17 protein-coding genes and 1 other annotated feature are annotated in these 17,861 nt (G+C 39.0%); of the genes, 16 read left to right on the top strand and 1 reads right to left on the bottom strand.

The window, feature by feature from the left end; all coding sequences use genetic code 11:
* The first annotated feature begins 393 nt into the window (after nucleotides 1–393).
* Complete coding sequence (locus tag TR08_RS09905) at nucleotides 394–1,320, top strand: ABC transporter ATP-binding protein (protein ID WP_045517841.1); 927 nt, start codon at nucleotides 394–396, stop codon at nucleotides 1,318–1,320.
* Entirely contained in the window at nucleotides 1,313–2,263 is a 951-nt protein-coding gene (locus TR08_RS09900; RefSeq protein WP_045517839.1) for an ABC transporter permease, read from the top strand. Before TR08_RS09905 ends, TR08_RS09900 begins: the two co-directional genes overlap by 8 nt.
* A gap of 184 nt (nucleotides 2,264–2,447) precedes the next feature.
* Here the strand turns inward: TR08_RS09900 and TR08_RS09895 are convergent, their stop codons facing one another.
* A complete protein-coding gene (locus TR08_RS09895) occupies nucleotides 2,448–3,716 on the bottom strand; it encodes a replication-associated recombination protein A (RefSeq protein ID WP_045517837.1) in 1,269 nt (422 codons plus the stop codon).
* Nucleotides 3,717–3,868: 152 nt separating this feature from the next.
* On the opposite strand from TR08_RS09895, the gene cymR reads away from it, so the two are divergent.
* The 14 genes from cymR (at nucleotide 3,869) to mltG (ending at nucleotide 17,710) form a co-directional block, all read left to right on the top strand.
* Complete coding sequence (gene cymR / locus TR08_RS09890; protein ID WP_045517835.1) at nucleotides 3,869–4,288, top strand: cysteine metabolism transcriptional regulator CymR; 420 nt, start codon at nucleotides 3,869–3,871, stop codon at nucleotides 4,286–4,288.
* 44 nt (nucleotides 4,289–4,332) lie between these two features.
* Nucleotides 4,333–5,475, top strand: a complete 1,143-nt coding sequence (locus TR08_RS09885; protein WP_045517832.1) for a cysteine desulfurase family protein — start codon at nucleotides 4,333–4,335, stop codon at nucleotides 5,473–5,475.
* A gap of 37 nt (nucleotides 5,476–5,512) precedes the next feature.
* Nucleotides 5,513–6,631 carry a tRNA 2-thiouridine(34) synthase MnmA gene (gene mnmA, locus TR08_RS09880; RefSeq protein ID WP_274521001.1) on the top strand — a complete coding sequence of 373 codons (1,119 nt, stop codon included), beginning with the start codon at nucleotides 5,513–5,515 and terminating at the stop codon, nucleotides 6,629–6,631.
* Between the two features lie 265 nt (nucleotides 6,632–6,896).
* The gene (locus TR08_RS09875) at nucleotides 6,897–7,550 is read left to right on the top strand and encodes a tetratricopeptide repeat protein (protein ID WP_045517830.1); all 654 of its coding nucleotides are present in this window, start codon (nucleotides 6,897–6,899) and stop codon (nucleotides 7,548–7,550) included.
* Nucleotides 7,551–7,584: 34 nt separating this feature from the next.
* The gene (gene recD2, locus TR08_RS09870) at nucleotides 7,585–9,993 is read left to right on the top strand and encodes an SF1B family DNA helicase RecD2 (RefSeq protein ID WP_045517829.1); all 2,409 of its coding nucleotides are present in this window, start codon (nucleotides 7,585–7,587) and stop codon (nucleotides 9,991–9,993) included.
* 33 nt (nucleotides 9,994–10,026) lie between these two features.
* Nucleotides 10,027–10,503: a PRC-barrel domain-containing protein gene (locus tag TR08_RS09865; RefSeq protein WP_045517827.1), complete on the top strand. Its 477-nt coding sequence runs from the start codon at nucleotides 10,027–10,029 to the stop codon at nucleotides 10,501–10,503.
* A gap of 11 nt (nucleotides 10,504–10,514) precedes the next feature.
* Nucleotides 10,515–10,706 carry a hypothetical protein gene (locus tag TR08_RS09860; RefSeq protein ID WP_045517826.1) on the top strand — a complete coding sequence of 64 codons (192 nt, stop codon included), beginning with the start codon at nucleotides 10,515–10,517 and terminating at the stop codon, nucleotides 10,704–10,706.
* Nucleotides 10,707–10,904: 198 nt separating this feature from the next.
* Complete coding sequence (locus TR08_RS30935; protein ID WP_081954423.1) at nucleotides 10,905–11,039, top strand: YrzQ family protein; 135 nt, start codon at nucleotides 10,905–10,907, stop codon at nucleotides 11,037–11,039.
* 93 nt (nucleotides 11,040–11,132) lie between these two features.
* The gene (locus TR08_RS09855; protein WP_045517825.1) at nucleotides 11,133–12,212 is read left to right on the top strand and encodes an AI-2E family transporter; all 1,080 of its coding nucleotides are present in this window, start codon (nucleotides 11,133–11,135) and stop codon (nucleotides 12,210–12,212) included.
* Between the two features lie 62 nt (nucleotides 12,213–12,274).
* Nucleotides 12,275–12,493, top strand: a binding site (T-box leader).
* Between the two features lie 179 nt (nucleotides 12,494–12,672).
* Nucleotides 12,673–15,306, top strand: a complete 2,634-nt coding sequence (gene alaS / locus TR08_RS09850) for an alanine--tRNA ligase (RefSeq protein WP_045517824.1) — start codon at nucleotides 12,673–12,675, stop codon at nucleotides 15,304–15,306.
* A gap of 88 nt (nucleotides 15,307–15,394) precedes the next feature.
* Nucleotides 15,395–15,661 carry an IreB family regulatory phosphoprotein gene (locus tag TR08_RS09845; protein ID WP_045517822.1) on the top strand — a complete coding sequence of 89 codons (267 nt, stop codon included), beginning with the start codon at nucleotides 15,395–15,397 and terminating at the stop codon, nucleotides 15,659–15,661.
* Between the two features lie 3 nt (nucleotides 15,662–15,664).
* Nucleotides 15,665–16,081, top strand: a complete 417-nt coding sequence (ruvX, locus tag TR08_RS09840; protein ID WP_045517821.1) for a Holliday junction resolvase RuvX — start codon at nucleotides 15,665–15,667, stop codon at nucleotides 16,079–16,081.
* Between the two features lie 12 nt (nucleotides 16,082–16,093).
* Nucleotides 16,094–16,384 (top strand): DUF1292 domain-containing protein, encoded by a 291-nt coding sequence (locus TR08_RS09835; protein ID WP_045517819.1) that lies wholly within the window; start codon nucleotides 16,094–16,096, stop codon nucleotides 16,382–16,384.
* Between the two features lie 189 nt (nucleotides 16,385–16,573).
* Nucleotides 16,574–17,710, top strand: coding sequence for an endolytic transglycosylase MltG (mltG, locus tag TR08_RS09830; RefSeq protein WP_045517818.1), 1,137 nt, complete (start codon nucleotides 16,574–16,576; stop codon nucleotides 17,708–17,710).
* Nucleotides 17,711–17,861: the final 151 nt, after the last annotated feature.

Raw genomic sequence — 17,861 nt, 5'->3', positions numbered from 1 at the left:
TAAAAAGAGCAGAAGCGGTCACTCATAAGGGTGATGAGAGCCCGTAATCTTATAAAAAGAGCAGAAGCGGTCACTCATAAGGGTAATGAGAGCCCGTAATCTTATAATAAGAGCAGAAGCGGTCACTCATAAGGGTAATGAGAGCCCGTAATCTTATAACAAGAGCAGAAGCGGTCACTCATAAGGGTAATGAGAGCCCGTAATCTTATAATAAGAGCAGAAGCGGTCACTCATAAGGGTGATGAGAGCCCGTAATCTTACAAAAAGTGAAAAAGCGGTACACACATAAAGGCGCTGATTGCTCCACAACACTAAAATGTTAACTTAGACATTTTAAAATGGGAAATTTTATCTATAATAGTTTAAAATTGATGGGAGAGAGGGGGAGGTTTCTTGGAACCAATCGTAGTCATAAAAGATGTTACCAAAGTAATTAAAGGAAGAACGATAATAGATAATGTCAGCTTTGAGGTGAATAAAGGTGAAGTCTTTGGATTTCTTGGTCCTAATGGAGCGGGGAAAACAACCACTATTCGAATGATCGTTGGTTTAATCGATATTACGTCAGGTGATATCATGATTGATGGTAATAGTATCAAAACTAAGTTCGAAGATGCGGTTCGAAATGTCGGAGCAATCGTCGAAAATCCGGAAATGTATAAATTTCTCAGTGGATATCAAAACCTCATTCACTATGCACGAATGGTAAAAGGGATAACAAAAGATAAGATTGATGAGACTGTAAAACTCGTGGGATTAACAGATAGAATTCACGATAAAGTAAAGACCTATTCGCTCGGGATGCGGCAAAGATTAGGATTGGCACAATGTCTCTTGCACGATCCGAAAGTATTGATTTTGGATGAGCCGACAAACGGACTAGATCCTGCAGGAATAAGAGAGATCCGTGATTATATCCGTCTCCTTGCAAGGGAAAAAAATATGGCTGTAATTGTATCAAGTCATATCCTTTCAGAAATGGAAATGATGTGTGACCGCATCGGGATTATTCAAAATGGTCAGCTTATCGACGTTCAATTGGTACAAGAATTTGTGCAAGGCAACACGGCAAGTTTCGAGTTTGAAGTCATTCCAAGTGAAAAAGCATTAACCATCGCGAAAGCTAACTTTCCAAATATCCCTGTTACGTCTTCACGAAACGGGATAACTCTGGAGCTTTTAAAGGAAGATGTACCAGCAATGGTAAAAAGGTTCGTTGAAGAGGATATTCAAGTGCTTGGTATAAAAGAAGTATCGAAAACGTTAGAAGACCGGTTCCTTGAAGTAACTTCAGATAAGGGGGCTGTGAACCATGATTAATTTAATCCGAAATGAGTTAATGAAAATATTCAGAAGACCTGGAACGTATGTGATGATTGCGATTCTATTAGTAATTATCTCGGTTACAGGAGTATTTATGAAGTATAATCTGGTCGAAGATGAACCCAATGTGACGGAGGATTGGAAGCCGGTTTTGCAACAGGAAAATGAGGCTTTGAAAAAGCAGTTAGAGTCTAGTCCCATTAAAATAGAACAGGACTACTATAAAAAACAAATTGCTATTAATGAATATCGGATTGATCATGATATTCCCTTTAGGGAAAAGTACAATGTCTGGTCATTTGTAAAAGACAATTCAGAGCTAATTTTATTAGCAGGCTTATTTACGATTGTAATTTCTGCAGGAATTGTGGCCAGCGAATTTAATTGGGGCACGATAAAACTGCTGTTAATCCGTCCTATCAATCGAAGTAAAATACTCTTATCAAAGTATTTAACAGTATTATTGTTTGCCTTGTTAATGTTGAGCATTTTATTTGGATTCTCCGCACTCCTTGGTGTGATTCTGTTTGGACTGCCCGAACAAGCAGTACCATATTTAAATTACTTTAATGGAAAAGTAACCGAGCAGCATATTGTTGTTTACTTATTTATTTACTATGGACTAGGTTCGATTGATATGCTTATGCTGACAACCATGGCATTCATGATATCTTCAGTATTTAGAAACAGCTCACTTGCTATTGGTTTATCGTTATTTTTAATGTTTACCGGCAGTCAATTCACTGCACTGTTATCCATGAAGTTTGATTGGGCAAAATACCTTTTATTCGCAAACACTAATTTAATGCAATATATCGAAGGGACTCCACTGCTGGAGGGGATGACGATGTCATTCTCTATCATCATACTAATAATCTACTTCGTGATTTTTCAATTTTTGGCTTTCTATGTTTTTAAAAAGAGAGATGTTGCTGCTTAAATAGATAACCTCCGGGGGAGCCCCAGAGGTTATTTTTTGTCTAGCTACGGCGCCTAGGGACTCGAGTCATAAGTCAGTCGCTTCGGAAGGCAAAAGCGCGCCTTCTGTCAGCTCCTGTCTTATGCTTGTCATCCCTGGGAAAAAATGAACTACTTTTTTCCTTGTACAAGGCGCCTCGGCTTTCCTATTTTCGACTAAGTTTCTCATAAACCATTGCTAGGGCTTGTTCAAACTTACCGGTTTTCTTAGGTTGATAATATTGTTTGTTCTTTAATTTGTTAGGCAGATATTGCTGAGGAACCCAGCCAGATTCGTAATCATGGGGATATAAGTATCCAATCCCTCTTCCAAGTTCTTTTGCTCCTTTATAGTGAGCGTCACGCAAATGATCTGGTACTTCGCCAATGATTCCTTTTTGAATATCTGAAATGGCTTCATTAATTGCTATCACAGCTGAGTTGGATTTTGGTGACAAACATAACTCTATGACAGCGTTAGCTAAGGGGATTCTAGCTTCAGGAAAACCGATTCTTTCTGAAGTTTCAATCGCAGCTAATGTTCTTGCCCCCGCCTGTGGATTTGCTAGACCAACATCCTCGTAGGCGATTACGAGTAAGCGTCTGCTGATACTTTGAAGATCACCTGCTTCAATTAATCTTCCAAGATAATGCAGGGCCGCATTCACATCGCTTCCGCGGATTGATTTCTGAAAAGCAGAAAGTACATCATAGTGTCCATCTCCGTCTTTATCCGAACCAAAGCTTTTTTTCTGCATGCATTCTTCAGCTGTTTTTATATCAATATGGATGATTTCCTCCTCATCCTTGTCAGTTGATAGAATAGCTAGTTCTAGTGCATTTAGAGAGCTGCGGACATCGCCATTCGATGCTGTGGCAAAATGGATTAATGCCTCTTCGGAAATATCAATCCTTAGCTTGCCGAAACCACGGTCTTCATCCTCAATCGTACGGATTAGGGCTAGTTTTATTTCATCAGGAGTTAACGGTTTGAGCTCGAAAATCTGACACCTGCTGCGAATGGCAGGATTAATCGCATGATAAGGGTTACTTGTTGTTGCACCAATTAAGGTAATCATGCCGTTTTCTAAAAAAGGTAATAGGAAGTCCTGTTTACCTTTATCAAGTCGATGGACTTCATCCAAGAGCAGGATTACTTTCCCAGACATTTTTGCTTCAGCTGCGACGATCTCCATATCTTTTTTATTGTTTGTCACAGCGTTTAGGGTACGAAAGGCATATTTGGTACTTCCTGCAATCGCACTGGCAATGGAGGTTTTGCCTATGCCGGGCGGTCCATATAAAATCATTGATGTCAGCTGTTTAGCTTTCACCATTCGGGCAATAATTTTATCATCTGCCACTAAGTGCTGCTGGCCGACGATTTCTTCAATTGTTCTGGGGCGCATTCGAAATGCAAGCGGCTTTTGCTGCATACTCCATCTCTCCAACTAAATAAATGAGTTTCTTTTAACTCTACCATTTTCTCGTGGAAAAGCATATTAAAGTACAATATGATATAATTGCTAATGCCTATCAAGTTACTGTGTATTTAATAAATGAATTAAAAATAATAGAGGTGTAAAAAATGAGAATTTCAACAAAAGGCCGATATGGATTAACGATCATGATTGAACTTGCTAAAAATCAAGGGGATGGGCCAACATCCTTAAAAACTATTGCCCAAGCTAACAACTTATCTGAACATTATCTTGAACAGCTCATCGCTCCTTTAAGAAATGCAGGTTTAGTAAAAAGTATCCGTGGGGCATACGGAGGTTATGTACTTGCTGATACTCCATCTAAAATCACTGCCGGAGATGTCATTCGTGTTCTTGAAGGTCCAATCACACTTGTTGAAGGGATAGAGGATGAGGAGCCGGCACAACGAGAGCTTTGGATACGAATTCGTGACGCAATCAAGGCTGTTCTGGACAATACCACTTTAGAAGATCTAGCCAGTCATAGTGATGATACGGATATAGATGGTTATATGTTTTACATTTAATGTTAACAGTAGAATAGAGAATTATTTTGATTGAAGGTGGAACGATGGAAAGAATCTATCTCGACCATGCTGCGACAACTCCAATGCACCCAAGGGTGATCGAAAAAATGATGGAAGTTATGAACAATAACTTTGGAAATCCATCTAGCATTCATTCGTTTGGAAGGGAAGCACGGCACTATATAGATTTAGCACGAGAAACGTTGGCTAGGAGTATTGGCGCTAAGGAAAATGAAATTATTTTTACAAGCGGTGGTACAGAAGCAGACAATATGGCCTTATTTGGTGCTGCTGAAAGCAACCAGAATAAAGGTAAGCACATTATCACGACTCAAGTTGAACACCATGCTGTGCTGCATGCCTGCCAACGATTAGAGAAAATGGGCTTTGAGGTAACCTACCTGCCTGTAGATGAAACAGGGGTAATCTCACTAAATGAACTTAGCGGAGCATTAAGGGAAGATACGATCCTTGTATCCATTATGTACGGAAATAATGAAGTGGGGACCCTCCAGCCTATTAAGGAAATTGGCGAGATACTCCAATCTCATCAGGCATTGTTTCACACCGATGCTGTTCAAGCTTATGGAATTGAAGACATCGATGTGGATAACGCCAATATTGACTTATTATCTGTTTCCGCTCATAAGATAAATGGACCTAAAGGGACTGGCTTCCTTTATGTACGTGACAAGGTTAAATTAATACCTCGTGTCTATGGTGGTGAACAGGAAAGAAAAAGACGAGCAGGTACGGAAAATGTTGCAGCCATTGTCGGTTTTCAAGAAGCTGTAATCGTCGCAGCAGAAGAACGATTAGTGAAACGGGAAAAGTATCAAGGATTTAAGAAAACTTTTATAGAACACCTGTCTGCACATAATATTGATTTTTCCTTAAACGGATTGCTTGAAAATTCAATGCCTCATATATTAAACTTAAGCTTTCCGGGAACGAACGTGGAAGCGATGCTGGTGAATCTTGATTTAGCTGGTATAGCTGTTTCAAGTGGTTCAGCATGCACCGCAGGTTCAATTGAACCTTCACATGTCCTGGTTGCCATGTTTGGTGAACAATCAGATCAATTGATCAATTCTATCCGTTTCAGCTTTGGTTTTAACACAACAGAAGACCAAATCATCAAGACAGCTGAGGAGACGGCAAGAATTGTTTCTCGTCTGAAAAAATAAATGAACGACATTTTTAAAGTAAAGAGAGGTGAGAAAATTGAAAAAAAGAGAACCGAAAGATATCCGAGTGGTTGTTGGTATGTCAGGAGGCGTTGACTCTTCTGTAGCAGCATTGTTGTTAAAACAGCAAGGCTATGATGTCATCGGAATCTTTATGAAAAACTGGGATGATACGGACGATACTGGATTTTGTACAGCAACAGAGGATTACGATGATGTTATTCGTGTTTGTAATCAAATTGGTATTCCTTATTATGCAGTTAATTTTGAAAAACAATATTGGGACAAGGTATTCACCTATTTCCTTGAAGAATACAAGGCGGGACGAACGCCTAACCCTGATGTAATGTGTAATAAAGAAATTAAATTCAAAGCCTTTCTCGAGCATGCTGTGAATTTAGGGGCTGATTATTTAGCAACGGGTCATTATGCTCAAGTAGAATACCCTGATGGAGAATACAAAATGCTCCGTGGTAAAGATGAAAATAAGGACCAAACCTATTTCTTAAATCAATTGAATCAAGAGCAGCTAAGTAAAGTTATGTTTCCTATTGGTAATCTTGAGAAATCAAGAGTGCGTGAAATTGCCACGGAAGCAAATCTAGCAACTGCGACGAAAAAAGATAGCACAGGCATCTGCTTTATTGGAGAACGTAACTTTAAAGAGTTCCTTGGACAGTACCTTCCAGCTCAACCGGGTAACATGGAAACAATGGATGGAGTCGTTAAGGGTAAGCACGAAGGCTTGATGTACCATACAATTGGGCAGCGCCATGGATTAGGAATCGGTGGTTCAGGTGAGCCATGGTTTGCGATTGGGAAGGATTTAAAAAGAAATATCCTTTATGTCGGACAAGGCTTTCATAATGAAAAACTGTATTCTGACTCAATCATTGCTGATAATGTAAGCTGGGTTTCCAATCATGAAAAGCCAGCAGAATTTACATGTACGGCTAAATTCCGATACCGTCAGGAAGATAATAAAGTGACGGTTCAGCTTATGGACGATAATAAAGTCAAAGTTATTTTTGACGAACCAATCCGTGCCGTTACTCCTGGACAGGCTGTTGTTTTTTACAATGGTGATGAATGTCTTGGTGGTGGTACCATCGATGAAGTTTATAAAGATGGACAACGTTTAACTTATGTTGGTTAAAAAAATCCCTGATTCCAACTGGAATCGGGGATTTTTTAGCTCATTTTGACTAGAATTCAAGCCGCCATTTTGAAAAGTTCAGGGTTTTGGACGATTTTCATAGGGTTTTGGACGTTTTTTAGGGCCTTTTGGACTTTTTTAATGGGGTTTTGGACGATTAGACAAATATTCCCAGAAAAACAACCGGAATATATCGGTGCCCACCACCAATACTCATCAAAAAATATCAAATATGGTATACTCTCAAGTAGAACGGAGTGATTACATGGATAAAAACCAATTAGGTGTTCAATACATGCAAGAAGGCAAGTGGGAAGAAGCAGCGAAAATCTTTAATGAGGTCATAGAAGAAAATCCGAACGATCCAATTGCATACATAAATTTCGGTAATGTGCTTTCCGCTGTAGGTGATGATGAGAAAGCATTAAAATTTTATGAAAAGGCCATACAGTTAGATGAAAATACTGCAGCGGCTTATTATAGTGCTGGTACAATTTATTTTAGTAACGACAAATTTGATCAGGCAAAGAAGATGTTTGAATTGGCAATGAAAAAAGGACTTCATACCAGTGATAATTATTTCATGCTAGGTCTAACCCTTGTACAACTTGATCAAGGGAAATTTGCTCTGCCATATTTACAAAGAAGTGTCGAACTCAATGAAGCTGACGCAGAAGCACGTTTTCAATATGGTTTATGTCTTGCACAGCTAGAATTAATTGATGAAGCAATTGTTCAATTAGAAAAATGTATTACGTTAGATGATGAACATACTGACGCTTATTATAATCTAGGGGTGTCCTACGCCTTTAAAGAAGAAGCTGAAAAGGCTTTAGTTATGTTTGATAAAGCTCTTGAGGTTCAACCAGATCATCTTTTAGCAGGACACGCGAAAAAGTTGATTGAATCAGCGAAATAAACCGATTGAAAAATATAGAAAGGAGGAAGCACCCATGGATAAGCAAGGCTCGCTTGATTTATTTGCTGAGCAAGGTAAGTTCGTAAAAGGAAAACACCTTGTTACGATTTTTCATAATGAGCAAAATCTTTACACGGTATTAAGAATTCGTGTCGAAGAAACGAATCATGAATATGAAGACAAGGAAGCAGTGATTACCGGCTATTTTCCAAAGATTCACGAGCAGGAAACCTATATATTCTTTGGTGAGTTTAAGGACCATCCCAAGTTTGGCATGCAATTCCAAACAAAGCATTTTCGTAAGGATATCCCCCAGACAAAGCAAGGAGTAGCAGCTTATTTATCAAGTGAAATGTTTAAAGGGATTGGGAAGAAAACAGCAGAAAACATTGTTGAAACCTTAGGAGAAAATGCGATTTCAAAAATTCTAAATCAGCCCTCCCTACTTGATTCTGTTCCAAAGCTTCCTCCTGATAAAGCGAAAATGCTCTACGATACCTTAATGGAGCACCAGGGGCTTGAGCAAGTGATGGTCGCATTAAATCAATATGGTTTTGGTCCCCAACTATCGATGAGAATGTATCAGACGTATAAAGATGACACTCTGGACATCATCCAAAAGAATCCCTATAAGCTTGTGGAGGATATCGAGGGAATTGGGTTTGGCCGGGCAGACGAACTGGGCTATCACCTCGGAATATCAGGAAATCATCCTGACAGAATTAAAGCAGCATGTCTATACTCACTCGAAAACGAAAGCATGCAGACAGGGCATGTATTTGTTCACGCAGAGGATTTGTTAATACAGGTTAAAAATTTGCTAGAAGAAAATAAACGCGACCAAATTGAATTTACCGATATTTCAACAGAGATATTGAAACTTGAAGAAGAGGGAAAATTAATTGGTGAGGAAAAGCGCGTCTATTTGCCTTCGTTGTATTATGCAGAAAAAGGGCTAGTAACGAGTATTAACAAAATCCTTGAACAAACAGAATACAACGAGCAATTTCCTGAATCTGAATTTTTGCTGGCATTAGGGAATCTTGAGGAAAGACTAAAGGTACAATATGCACCGACGCAAAGAGAAGCGATACAAACAGCCTTAATGTCGCCTATGTTAATCCTTACAGGAGGTCCTGGAACGGGTAAAACAACTGTCATTAAAGGGATAGTTGAGCTTTATGCGGAATTGCATGGCTGTTCATTAGAGCCTAAAGACTACCATAAAAAGGGAGAACCCTTTCCTTTTTTGCTTGCAGCACCAACTGGAAGAGCAGCAAAAAGGATGAGTGAATCAACAGGGCTGCCTGCTGTAACGATTCATCGTTTACTTGGCTTTAATGGAACAGAAGTATTCGATCATGATGATGCTAGTCCGCTTGAAGGAAAGATTCTTATTGTCGATGAGACATCAATGCTGGATATCTGGTTAGCGAATCAATTGTTTAAGGCACTGCCAGATACCATTCAGGTCATTCTAGTTGGTGATGAAGATCAGCTGCCATCTGTTGGACCTGGTCAAGTGCTAAAGGATTTATTGAGATCAGAGGTTGTCCCGACTGTACGATTAACGGATATTTATCGCCAGGCTGAAGGATCTTCAATTATTGAACTGGCACATGATATAAAAAAAGGGTTTTTGCCTCCAAATGTGACCATAAAGCAGCCTGACCGTTCGTTTATCAAATGTTCAACGGCTCAGATTCCTCAGGTGATTGAAAAGGTTGCACTTAATGCTAAAACTAAAGGGTATTCTGCAAAGGATATTCAAGTGTTAGCACCGATGTACAGAGGTCCTGCGGGGATTGACCGGTTAAATGTATTGTTACAAGAAATTTTTAATCCTAACCCAGATGGCACTCGGAAGGAACTTGCATTTGGTGATGTTAAATATCGCATTGGTGATAAGGTGCTGCAGCTTGTAAATCAGCCGGAAAGCAATGTTTTTAACGGAGATATTGGAGAAATTATTTCGATTATCTATGCAAAGGAAAATACGGAAAAACAAGATATGGTTTACATTTCCTATGAAGGAAATGAAGTAAGTTATACTCGACAGGACTTAAATCAAATTACTCATGCCTATTGCTGTTCCGTACATAAATCTCAAGGAAGCGAATTTCCAATTGTTATCCTCCCTATCACTAGAAGTTATTTTCGAATGTTACGGAGAAATCTCATTTATACAGCCATTACACGGAGTAAGCAGTCACTAATCTTGTGCGGTGAAGAGGAAGCATTGAGGATGGGTGTTGAACGGGCTGATGAACAAAGCAGGCAAACTACATTATCTCAAAAACTTCAAGAAATAATATCTGTCCAGAATTCCGAAGAAGAAGCTGATGACGAAATGCCCTTATCAGCGGAGGAAAAATTAATGCAAGTAAATCCAATGATTGGCATGGAAAACGTTACACCTTATGATTTCATGGTAAATGACTGAAACTATAAATGTTCACAGGAGGTGGGACACTCTTTGCGGACATTTTCGTTATTAAAAGGACAGCCAGTCTTTGAATCAAAGACTGGAGCAAAAATTGGAGAAATAACTGATTTGTGTATCACAAACGAAGGGGTCGTTAAAGGCCTAATGGTCAAGAAAGGCGTATTCTTCAAACAAACCTATTTTCTCGAAATTCAAGATGTAGCATCTTTTGGCTGTGATGGAGTCATGATTGAAGACGATGAATACCTTGAGAGACTAAAAACAAATCCAGAATATACCCTTAACCATCAGCACTCTCTAAACGGAAAGATGCTTATATCTAAAAGCGGAGAGTCACTAGGATTGTTGGAGGATGTATATTTTCATGAAGAATTGGGCACAATCGTAGGGTACGAAATTACGGATGGTTTCTTTTCGGATATTACGGAAGGGAAACAGATTATACAATCCGAGAAGCCCCCTGCAATCGGAAAGGATGCCATCATCGTAGACGTTAATCATACGTGAGGTGTCTTTTCATGTTCAAATGTCCCAATTGTCAGAGTAAGGATATCGGCAAAATCGGAATAAACCAATATTATTGCTGGAGTTGTTTTATTGAATTGTCTCTTGCCAAAGGTATAATCAATACCCATCAAGTCGAAGAAGATGGTACACTCAGTTCCTTGGATGACTTGTTTGAAGAAGAAGAGCGTCGTTACACCATATAAAGTTCAAAGCGGAAGCGCCTTGTACAGGGAAAAAAGTAGTTCATTTTTCCCAAGGGGCGACCGGCATAAGACAAGCGCTGACAGAAGGTGTTCTTTGCCTTCCGAAGCGATTGGCTTATGACCCCGAGCCCTTAGGCCGCTTGCGCTTGACAGTAGTCGAAGTTGAAGCACTGTCAAACTACAGAAGAGGTGAGACGTATGAATAGAGTGATGACTTCCGTTGTGGCATTTGGAGTTGGAATGGCAGCCTATAATCTTGCACAGAGAAACAACATGATGACTGGCCGTCAAATGAAACGAATGCAAAGAAAAGTAAAACGTGCTTTATTCTAATAATTATCCCCCTCATGATGAGGGGGATTTTTGCTCTATGTATAAATCCGGTATTTGTCTCCAAAAATAAAGTTGATAAGGAGGCATGTATCGGTGGAAATTCGGGTTAAATGGTTTTATCGAATCGGTTTTTTGCTTCTTTTACTCATTGCTATTTACGTGTTTTTAAAAATTCGTTTTGTTTGGCTGCCTATCGTTAGAGTAGCCTTTGTTATCATTCTCCCTTTTTTTATAGGAGGATTTATCACTTATTTGCTCCACCCAATCGTTGAAAAGCTCCATGAAAAGGGCGTACACCGGGGACTAGCAATTTTTCTAATTTATGTTCTTTTTTTCGGAGGTATTGGCTTTGTTATCTATAAAGGGATTCCAGCCTTTATTTCACAAGTAAGGGATCTTGCGGATAGTGCTCCCATCCTTGCAGAGCAATACCGAAATTGGATAAAGGATCTCCAATCGCATACTCGTGAATGGCCAGATGGTCTTCAAGAGCAAATCAATCAAGGAATCATTGGTTTTGAAAAAAAATTAAATTCTTTACTGACCGTTATCGTTGATTCCTTACTACACTTTTTGAGTTTTGCAGTTGCGATTATGATTATTCCTTTTATTGCTTTTTATATGTTAAAGGATTTCACGATCATTAAAAGAGCTGTTTGGTATATAACACCTAAAAAATGGCGGAGAAAGGGAACTCGGTTTCTTAAAGATATCGATGAATCGCTTGGAAGCTACATTAGAGGTCAACTTCTCGTCTGTGTCATAATTGGGAGTCTATCAACCATTTTGTTTTGGATTTTTCATTTGAAATATCCCTTACTTTTAGGAATGATTATTGGTGTCACGAATGTCATCCCATATTTTGGCCCGATTATCGGGGCAGTTCCAGCTGTCATTATTGCTGCGACGGGCTCAGTTAAGTTAGTGATTATTACACTCATTATCGTTTTTGGATTGCAATTTTTAGAAGGAAATATTTTATCTCCCTATATTGTGGGAAAAAGTCTGCATATGCACCCGTTGATGATTATGGTAGCTTTAACGGCTGGAGGGGAAATAGGCGGAATCATTGGAATGATTGTAGCTGTCCCCGTTCTCGTTGTCCTTAAAGTCAGCATACTTCATGCTAAAAATCATTTCGTGAGCGGAAAAGTTAAGGAACCTGCACCATAATGCTAGTATCAGATTGACAAACGTTTTTTGTGTGGCTATAATCCCTTTATAGAATATTTTGGATTAACATGTTGAAGGACCCTAGTATGTTGTAGTCCATCTCTAAGAGAGGAGCTTCCTTGGCTGCGAGAAGCTCTAGATGAAGGATAACAGAAAGCTAGTCTGGAGTGCAGCTAACCACTGCCGTCGTTGCCACGTTATGGCATTATTTGAGAGATGAACACTAGTTTCGTTTGTGTTCATAATCAGGGTGGTACCGCGAGTTAGCTCTCGTCCCTGTTAGGGATGAGGGCTTTTTTGTGTTCTTTTTTAATTTTTATCTAGTGTCAGCGCCTAGCCCCTCGAGGTCAAATACCTTCGGCACTAAAAGTCAAAAAACGGACTTTTCTTGCCGAAAGACATTTGCTTGTCGGGGCTGAACAAGGCGCTTATGCTTTTAAACTAAAGGAGGCGTAATGTAATGAAATACTTGACTGGTTCGGAAATTCGTAAAATGTTTTTAAATTTTTTTCAGGAAAAAGGGCACTCTGTTGAACCAAGTGCGTCGCTTGTTCCTCACGAGGATCCAACATTATTGTGGATAAATAGTGGCGTTGCCACATTAAAAAAATACTTCGATGGACGTGTTATACCTGATAATCCAAGGATTACGAATGCTCAAAAATCCATTCGTACCAACGATATCGAAAATGTTGGGAAAACGGCACGTCATCATACTTTTTTTGAGATGCTTGGGAATTTTTCCATTGGTGAATACTTTAAAGTAGAAGCTATCGAGTGGGCATGGGAGTTTTTAACGGATAAAAAATGGATTGGCTGGGATCCAGAACTTCTTTCAGTTACCATTCACCCAGAGGACCATGAAGCATTTGAGATATGGAATGAAAAAATTGGTATTCCAGAGGAACGGATTATTCGCCTGGAAGGTAATTTCTGGGATATTGGTGAAGGTCCTAGTGGTCCAAATACAGAGATTTTCTATGACCGAGGTCCAGAGTATGGAAACGATCCAACAGATCCAGAATTATATCCTGGCGGCGAAAATGAACGTTATCTAGAAGTTTGGAATCTTGTGTTTTCGCAGTTTAATCATAACCCTGACAATACCTATACACCGCTGCCAAAGAAGAACATTGATACTGGCATGGGGCTAGAAAGAATGGCATCGGTTGTCCAAAACGTACCAACTAACTTTGATACAGATTTGTTTATTCCTATTATCAGAGCAACGGAAGAAATTTCCGGTGTGAAATATGGCGTTGATAATGAAAAGGATACAGCATTTAAAGTAGTCGCAGACCACATTCGCACAGTTGCTTTTGCAGTTGGAGATGGAGCATTGCCTTCTAATGAAGGACGTGGGTATGTATTACGCCGTTTACTGCGCCGTGCAGTTCGTTATGCAAAACAAATAAATATCAATCGTCCTTTTATGTATGAACTTGTTCCTGTGGTAGGAGAAATCATGCAAGATTTTTACCCAGAGGTAAAAGACAAGACGGAGTTTATTCAGAAAGTGATTAAAAATGAAGAAGAACGTTTCCACGAAACATTACATGAAGGTCTATCGATACTAGGAAATGTTATCAAAAAAGAGAAGGAAAAAGGCAGCGATACGATTTCAGGCAGTGATGTTTTCCGTCTATATGATACGTATGGTTTCCCTGTTGAATTAACAGAAGAATATGCAGAAGAAGAGGGAATGAAGGTAGACCACCCTGGTTTTGAAACGGAAATGGAATCTCAGCGAGAGCGTGCTCGTGCGGCTCGTCAGGATGTCGATAGTATGCAGGTTCAAGGTGGAGTACTAGGGGATATTAAAGTAGAAAGTGAGTTTGTTGGTTATGAACAGCTTCAAACAAACTCTACGGTTGTTACAATCTTAAAAAATGGTGAATTAATCGAGGAAGCATTTAGTGGGGATGAGGTACAGTTACTGCTTGATGTTACGCCATTTTATGCTGAGAGCGGCGGACAAATTGCAGACCGCGGAATGATTTATGCAGAAGGGGTTGCTGTTGCCGTAAAGGATGTACAGAAAGCTCCAAATGGCCAAAATCTTCATAAAGCAGTAGTTGAATCAGGAATCTTAAAAACTGACGCAAAAGTGACAGCAACTGTGAATCAAGATAATCGAGTGCAAATTATAAAGAATCATACTGCAACTCACTTGCTGCATCAGGCATTGAAGGATGTACTGGGAACGCATGTAAACCAGGCAGGATCGCTTGTGGAACCAGATCGTCTCCGTTTTGATTTCTCTCATTTTGGTCAAGTTAAACCTGAAGAATTAGAAGAAATCGAGAAAATCGTAAACGAGAAAATTTGGAAGAACATTGAAGTGAATATAAGCTTAAAGCCAATTGCTGAAGCAAAATCAATGGGTGCAATGGCACTTTTCGGTGAAAAATATGGAGATATTGTTCGTGTCGTTAAAGTTGGCGATTATAGCTTAGAGCTATGCGGCGGCTGTCACGTTCCAAATACATCTGTTATTGGGCTATTTAAAATTGTTTCTGAAGGCGGAATTGGTGCTGGTACAAGGAGAATTGAAGCAGTTACAGGTGAGTCTGCTTATCAATTGATGAATGACCAAGTTGGGTTATTGAAGGATGCGGCTGATAAGTTGAAAACCAATCCTAAAGAGGTGGTTAACCGAATAGAAGTCTTAATGGCTGAAATCAAACAACTTCAACGGGAAAACGAATCGCTTGCAGCTAAATTAGGAAATATTGAAGCAGGTAACCTGTTATCGAAAGCAACGCAAATTGACGGTGTAACGGTATTAGCTGCAAAAGTTCAAGCTTCTGATATGAATAATTTACGAAATATGGCAGACGATTTGAAACAAAAAATCGGATCAGCTGTTATCCTGCTGGGAAGCGTTAATGAAGGAAAAGTCAATTTAATTGCGGCTGTAACGAAGGATTTAATTGACAAGGGATACCATGCTGGTAAATTAATCAAAGAAGTCGCAACGCGATGCGGTGGAGGAGGAGGAGGCCGGCCGGATATGGCTCAGGCTGGTGGTAAAGATCCGGAAAAACTCGACTCTGCCCTGCAATTCGTTGACGAATGGGTAAAATCAATTTGATAATGAGACAAAGTAGTGTAAAATGGTGGTAACTAAACTAACTAGTCAAGGCAGTTATCTCCTCTACTAAAAACGCGAGGTGCATGTGATGAGCTCATTTGATAAAACGATGAGATTCAATTTTCCTGAAGAACCTTTTGAACATGATGTAAATGATGTTCTTCTTCAAGTTTATGAAGCACTACAGGAAAAAGGGTATAACCCGATTAATCAAATCGTCGGATATTTACTTTCCGGAGACCCTGCTTATATTCCCCGTCATCGAGACGCAAGGAATATCATTCGTAAACTCGAGCGGGATGAAATTATTGAGGAATTGGTTAAATCCTATTTAAAACAACGACGTGAGGGTTAAGAAATGCGAATTATGGGATTAGATGTTGGCTCTAAGACAGTCGGTATTGCCATAAGTGATGAACTTGGCTGGACTGCACAGGGCCTCAAAACCCTTAAAATTGACGAAGAAAAAAATAAGTTTGGTTTTGATGAAATTGGTCAATTAATAAAAGAGTATGGAATCAGTCAAGTTGTCATCGGCATGCCAAAGAATATGAATGGTACGATTGGACCTCGTGGAGAAGCTAGCAAGCGATACGCAGAGGAAATTGGAAACCAGTTTTCAGTTTCAACCATTTTATGGGACGAGCGTTTAACGACAATGGCAGCAGAGCGGGTCTTGCTTGAAGCGGATGTTAGCCGTAAAAAGCGAAAAAAAGTGATTGATAAAATGGCAGCAATGATGATTTTACAAGGCTATCTTGATAGCAAAAATTAATGAGGTGAAGTTATGGAACACGGAGAAAATCAAATTACAATTGTAGATGAAAAAGGTAATGAACAATTATGTGAAGTACTTTTTACATTTGAATCAGAGGATTTTGGCAAATCGTATGTTTTGTTTCAACAAGTAGGTGGAGTTGAAGACGATGAAGAAGGTCCTGAAATTCATGCATATGCCTTCAATCCAAATGACGAGGATGGCGAAGGTGAATTAATCCCAATCGAAACCGAAGAAGAATGGGATATGGTTGAAGAGATGCTCAATACCTTCTTTGATGAACAAGAAGACGAGGAATAATACGATAAAAATGCGACCCAATGAGGGGTCGCTTTTTTAATGGTGTAATGTGAAAACGCTTCAGATTTTCATCAAAAATTGACATTTTTCGCAGTATATGCTGAAATAATACCTGATATGCTTTTTCTTATTTTAAAAAAAGAGTTTGAAAGATATACGTTTCATTGGTTATATGGGAGGAGCAATTAAATGTCAACAAAAGAGACACATTCGAAAAAAGAGGTAATTCGAAAAAAGATGCTTGAACACCAAAGTGAAGCTAGAATTGTTCGTAGAATTGTTTTAACCATTACAATCGTTACCCTTTTGATTCTCGTCTTAATCGGCGGAGGGGGATATCTTTATATCAAGTCAGCACTTCAACCTGTTGACAAGGACAGTAAAGTTCAAAAAAAGGTAGAAATCCCAATAGGTTCATCTGTTACAGGGATTTCTGAAAAACTAGAGGCAAGTGGTGTTATAAAAAATGCGAAAGTCTTTAAATACTATGTAAAATTTAAAAATGAAGCAGGTTTTATGGCTGGAGAATATGAACTGAGTCCCTCAATGGAGATTCCAGAAATTATTAATCGCCTAAAAACCGGAAAAGTACTGCAAAAGGCTGCTTTCAAGCTAACCATTCCAGAAGGTAAACAATTAAAAGAAATTGCTCAAATTATGGCTAAGGCAGTAAATAAAACGGAAGAAGAAGTTTTTAATCAACTTAATGATAGAACATTCATCCAAACAATGATGGGTAAATATCCTGATTTACTAACAACAGATATTTTGAATCCTAATATTAAATATCCACTAGAGGGTTACTTGTTTCCAGCAACCTATCCATTTTACAAGGAGAATCCAACAATTGAAGAGATGGTTGTTACCATGCTAGCCCAGACTAAAAAAGTGGTATCACCTTATTTGGCAGAATCTAGTGATGAGGAGCTAACAGCTCACCAGTTATTAACAATGTCTTCATTAATTGAGGAAGAAGCTACGGAAAAGGCTGATCGCAAAGATATCTCTAGTGTATTCTATAATCGAATCGAACAAGGAATGCCGTTACAAACAGACCCAACGGTTCTATATGCACAAGGGAAGCATAAGGAACGGGTATTGTATGAGGATTTAGAAGTAAATTCCCCATATAATACTTATAAAAATAAAGGGCTTCCTCCTGGACCTATAGCAAATGCAGGTAAAGATTCCTTAGAAGCTGCAGTGAACCCATCCGATACGAAATATTTATATTTTCTTGCTACCAAAGAAGGCGAGGTTATTTTTACATCTACTTTGGATGAACATAACGCAGCAAAGGCTAAGCATATTACCAATAATAATTAACATAGGAATCAAGGGGGAACAGTTTTCTTTCCTCCTTGTTTGTGATAAAATAGTTCAAGTGTTTTATGAGCAGATAATAGCGTTTCTTTGAACGCTATTTTTTCATGTCTAAAGAACAACATTCTGGCAACAATGCTTTTTAAAGGATAGA

Origin of the sequence: Neobacillus niacini (genome assembly GCF_000759675.1) — a bacterium.
Taxonomy (GTDB): Bacteria; Bacillota; Bacilli; order Bacillales; family Cytobacillaceae; genus Neobacillus; species Neobacillus niacini_A.
Note: the sequence above shows the minus strand (reverse complement) of the source record. Positions and strands in the feature narration are given on the sequence as shown.

Coding starts and splice junctions, on each gene's coding strand:
- TR08_RS09900 (WP_045517839.1), top strand. CDS start 1,313: ATGATTAATTTAATCCGAAATGAGTTAATGAAAATATTCAGAAGACCT.
- TR08_RS09895 (WP_045517837.1), bottom strand. CDS start 3,716: ATGCAGCAAAAGCCGCTTGCATTTCGAATGCGCCCCAGAACAATTGAA.
- cymR (WP_045517835.1), top strand. CDS start 3,869: ATGAGAATTTCAACAAAAGGCCGATATGGATTAACGATCATGATTGAA.
- TR08_RS09885 (WP_045517832.1), top strand. CDS start 4,333: ATGGAAAGAATCTATCTCGACCATGCTGCGACAACTCCAATGCACCCA.
- TR08_RS09875 (WP_045517830.1), top strand. CDS start 6,897: ATGGATAAAAACCAATTAGGTGTTCAATACATGCAAGAAGGCAAGTGG.
- recD2 (WP_045517829.1), top strand. CDS start 7,585: ATGGATAAGCAAGGCTCGCTTGATTTATTTGCTGAGCAAGGTAAGTTC.
- TR08_RS09860 (WP_045517826.1), top strand. CDS start 10,515: ATGTTCAAATGTCCCAATTGTCAGAGTAAGGATATCGGCAAAATCGGA.
- TR08_RS30935 (WP_081954423.1), top strand. CDS start 10,905: ATGAATAGAGTGATGACTTCCGTTGTGGCATTTGGAGTTGGAATGGCA.
- alaS (WP_045517824.1), top strand. CDS start 12,673: ATGAAATACTTGACTGGTTCGGAAATTCGTAAAATGTTTTTAAATTTT.
- TR08_RS09845 (WP_045517822.1), top strand. CDS start 15,395: ATGAGCTCATTTGATAAAACGATGAGATTCAATTTTCCTGAAGAACCT.
- ruvX (WP_045517821.1), top strand. CDS start 15,665: ATGCGAATTATGGGATTAGATGTTGGCTCTAAGACAGTCGGTATTGCC.
- TR08_RS09835 (WP_045517819.1), top strand. CDS start 16,094: ATGGAACACGGAGAAAATCAAATTACAATTGTAGATGAAAAAGGTAAT.
- mltG (WP_045517818.1), top strand. CDS start 16,574: ATGTCAACAAAAGAGACACATTCGAAAAAAGAGGTAATTCGAAAAAAG.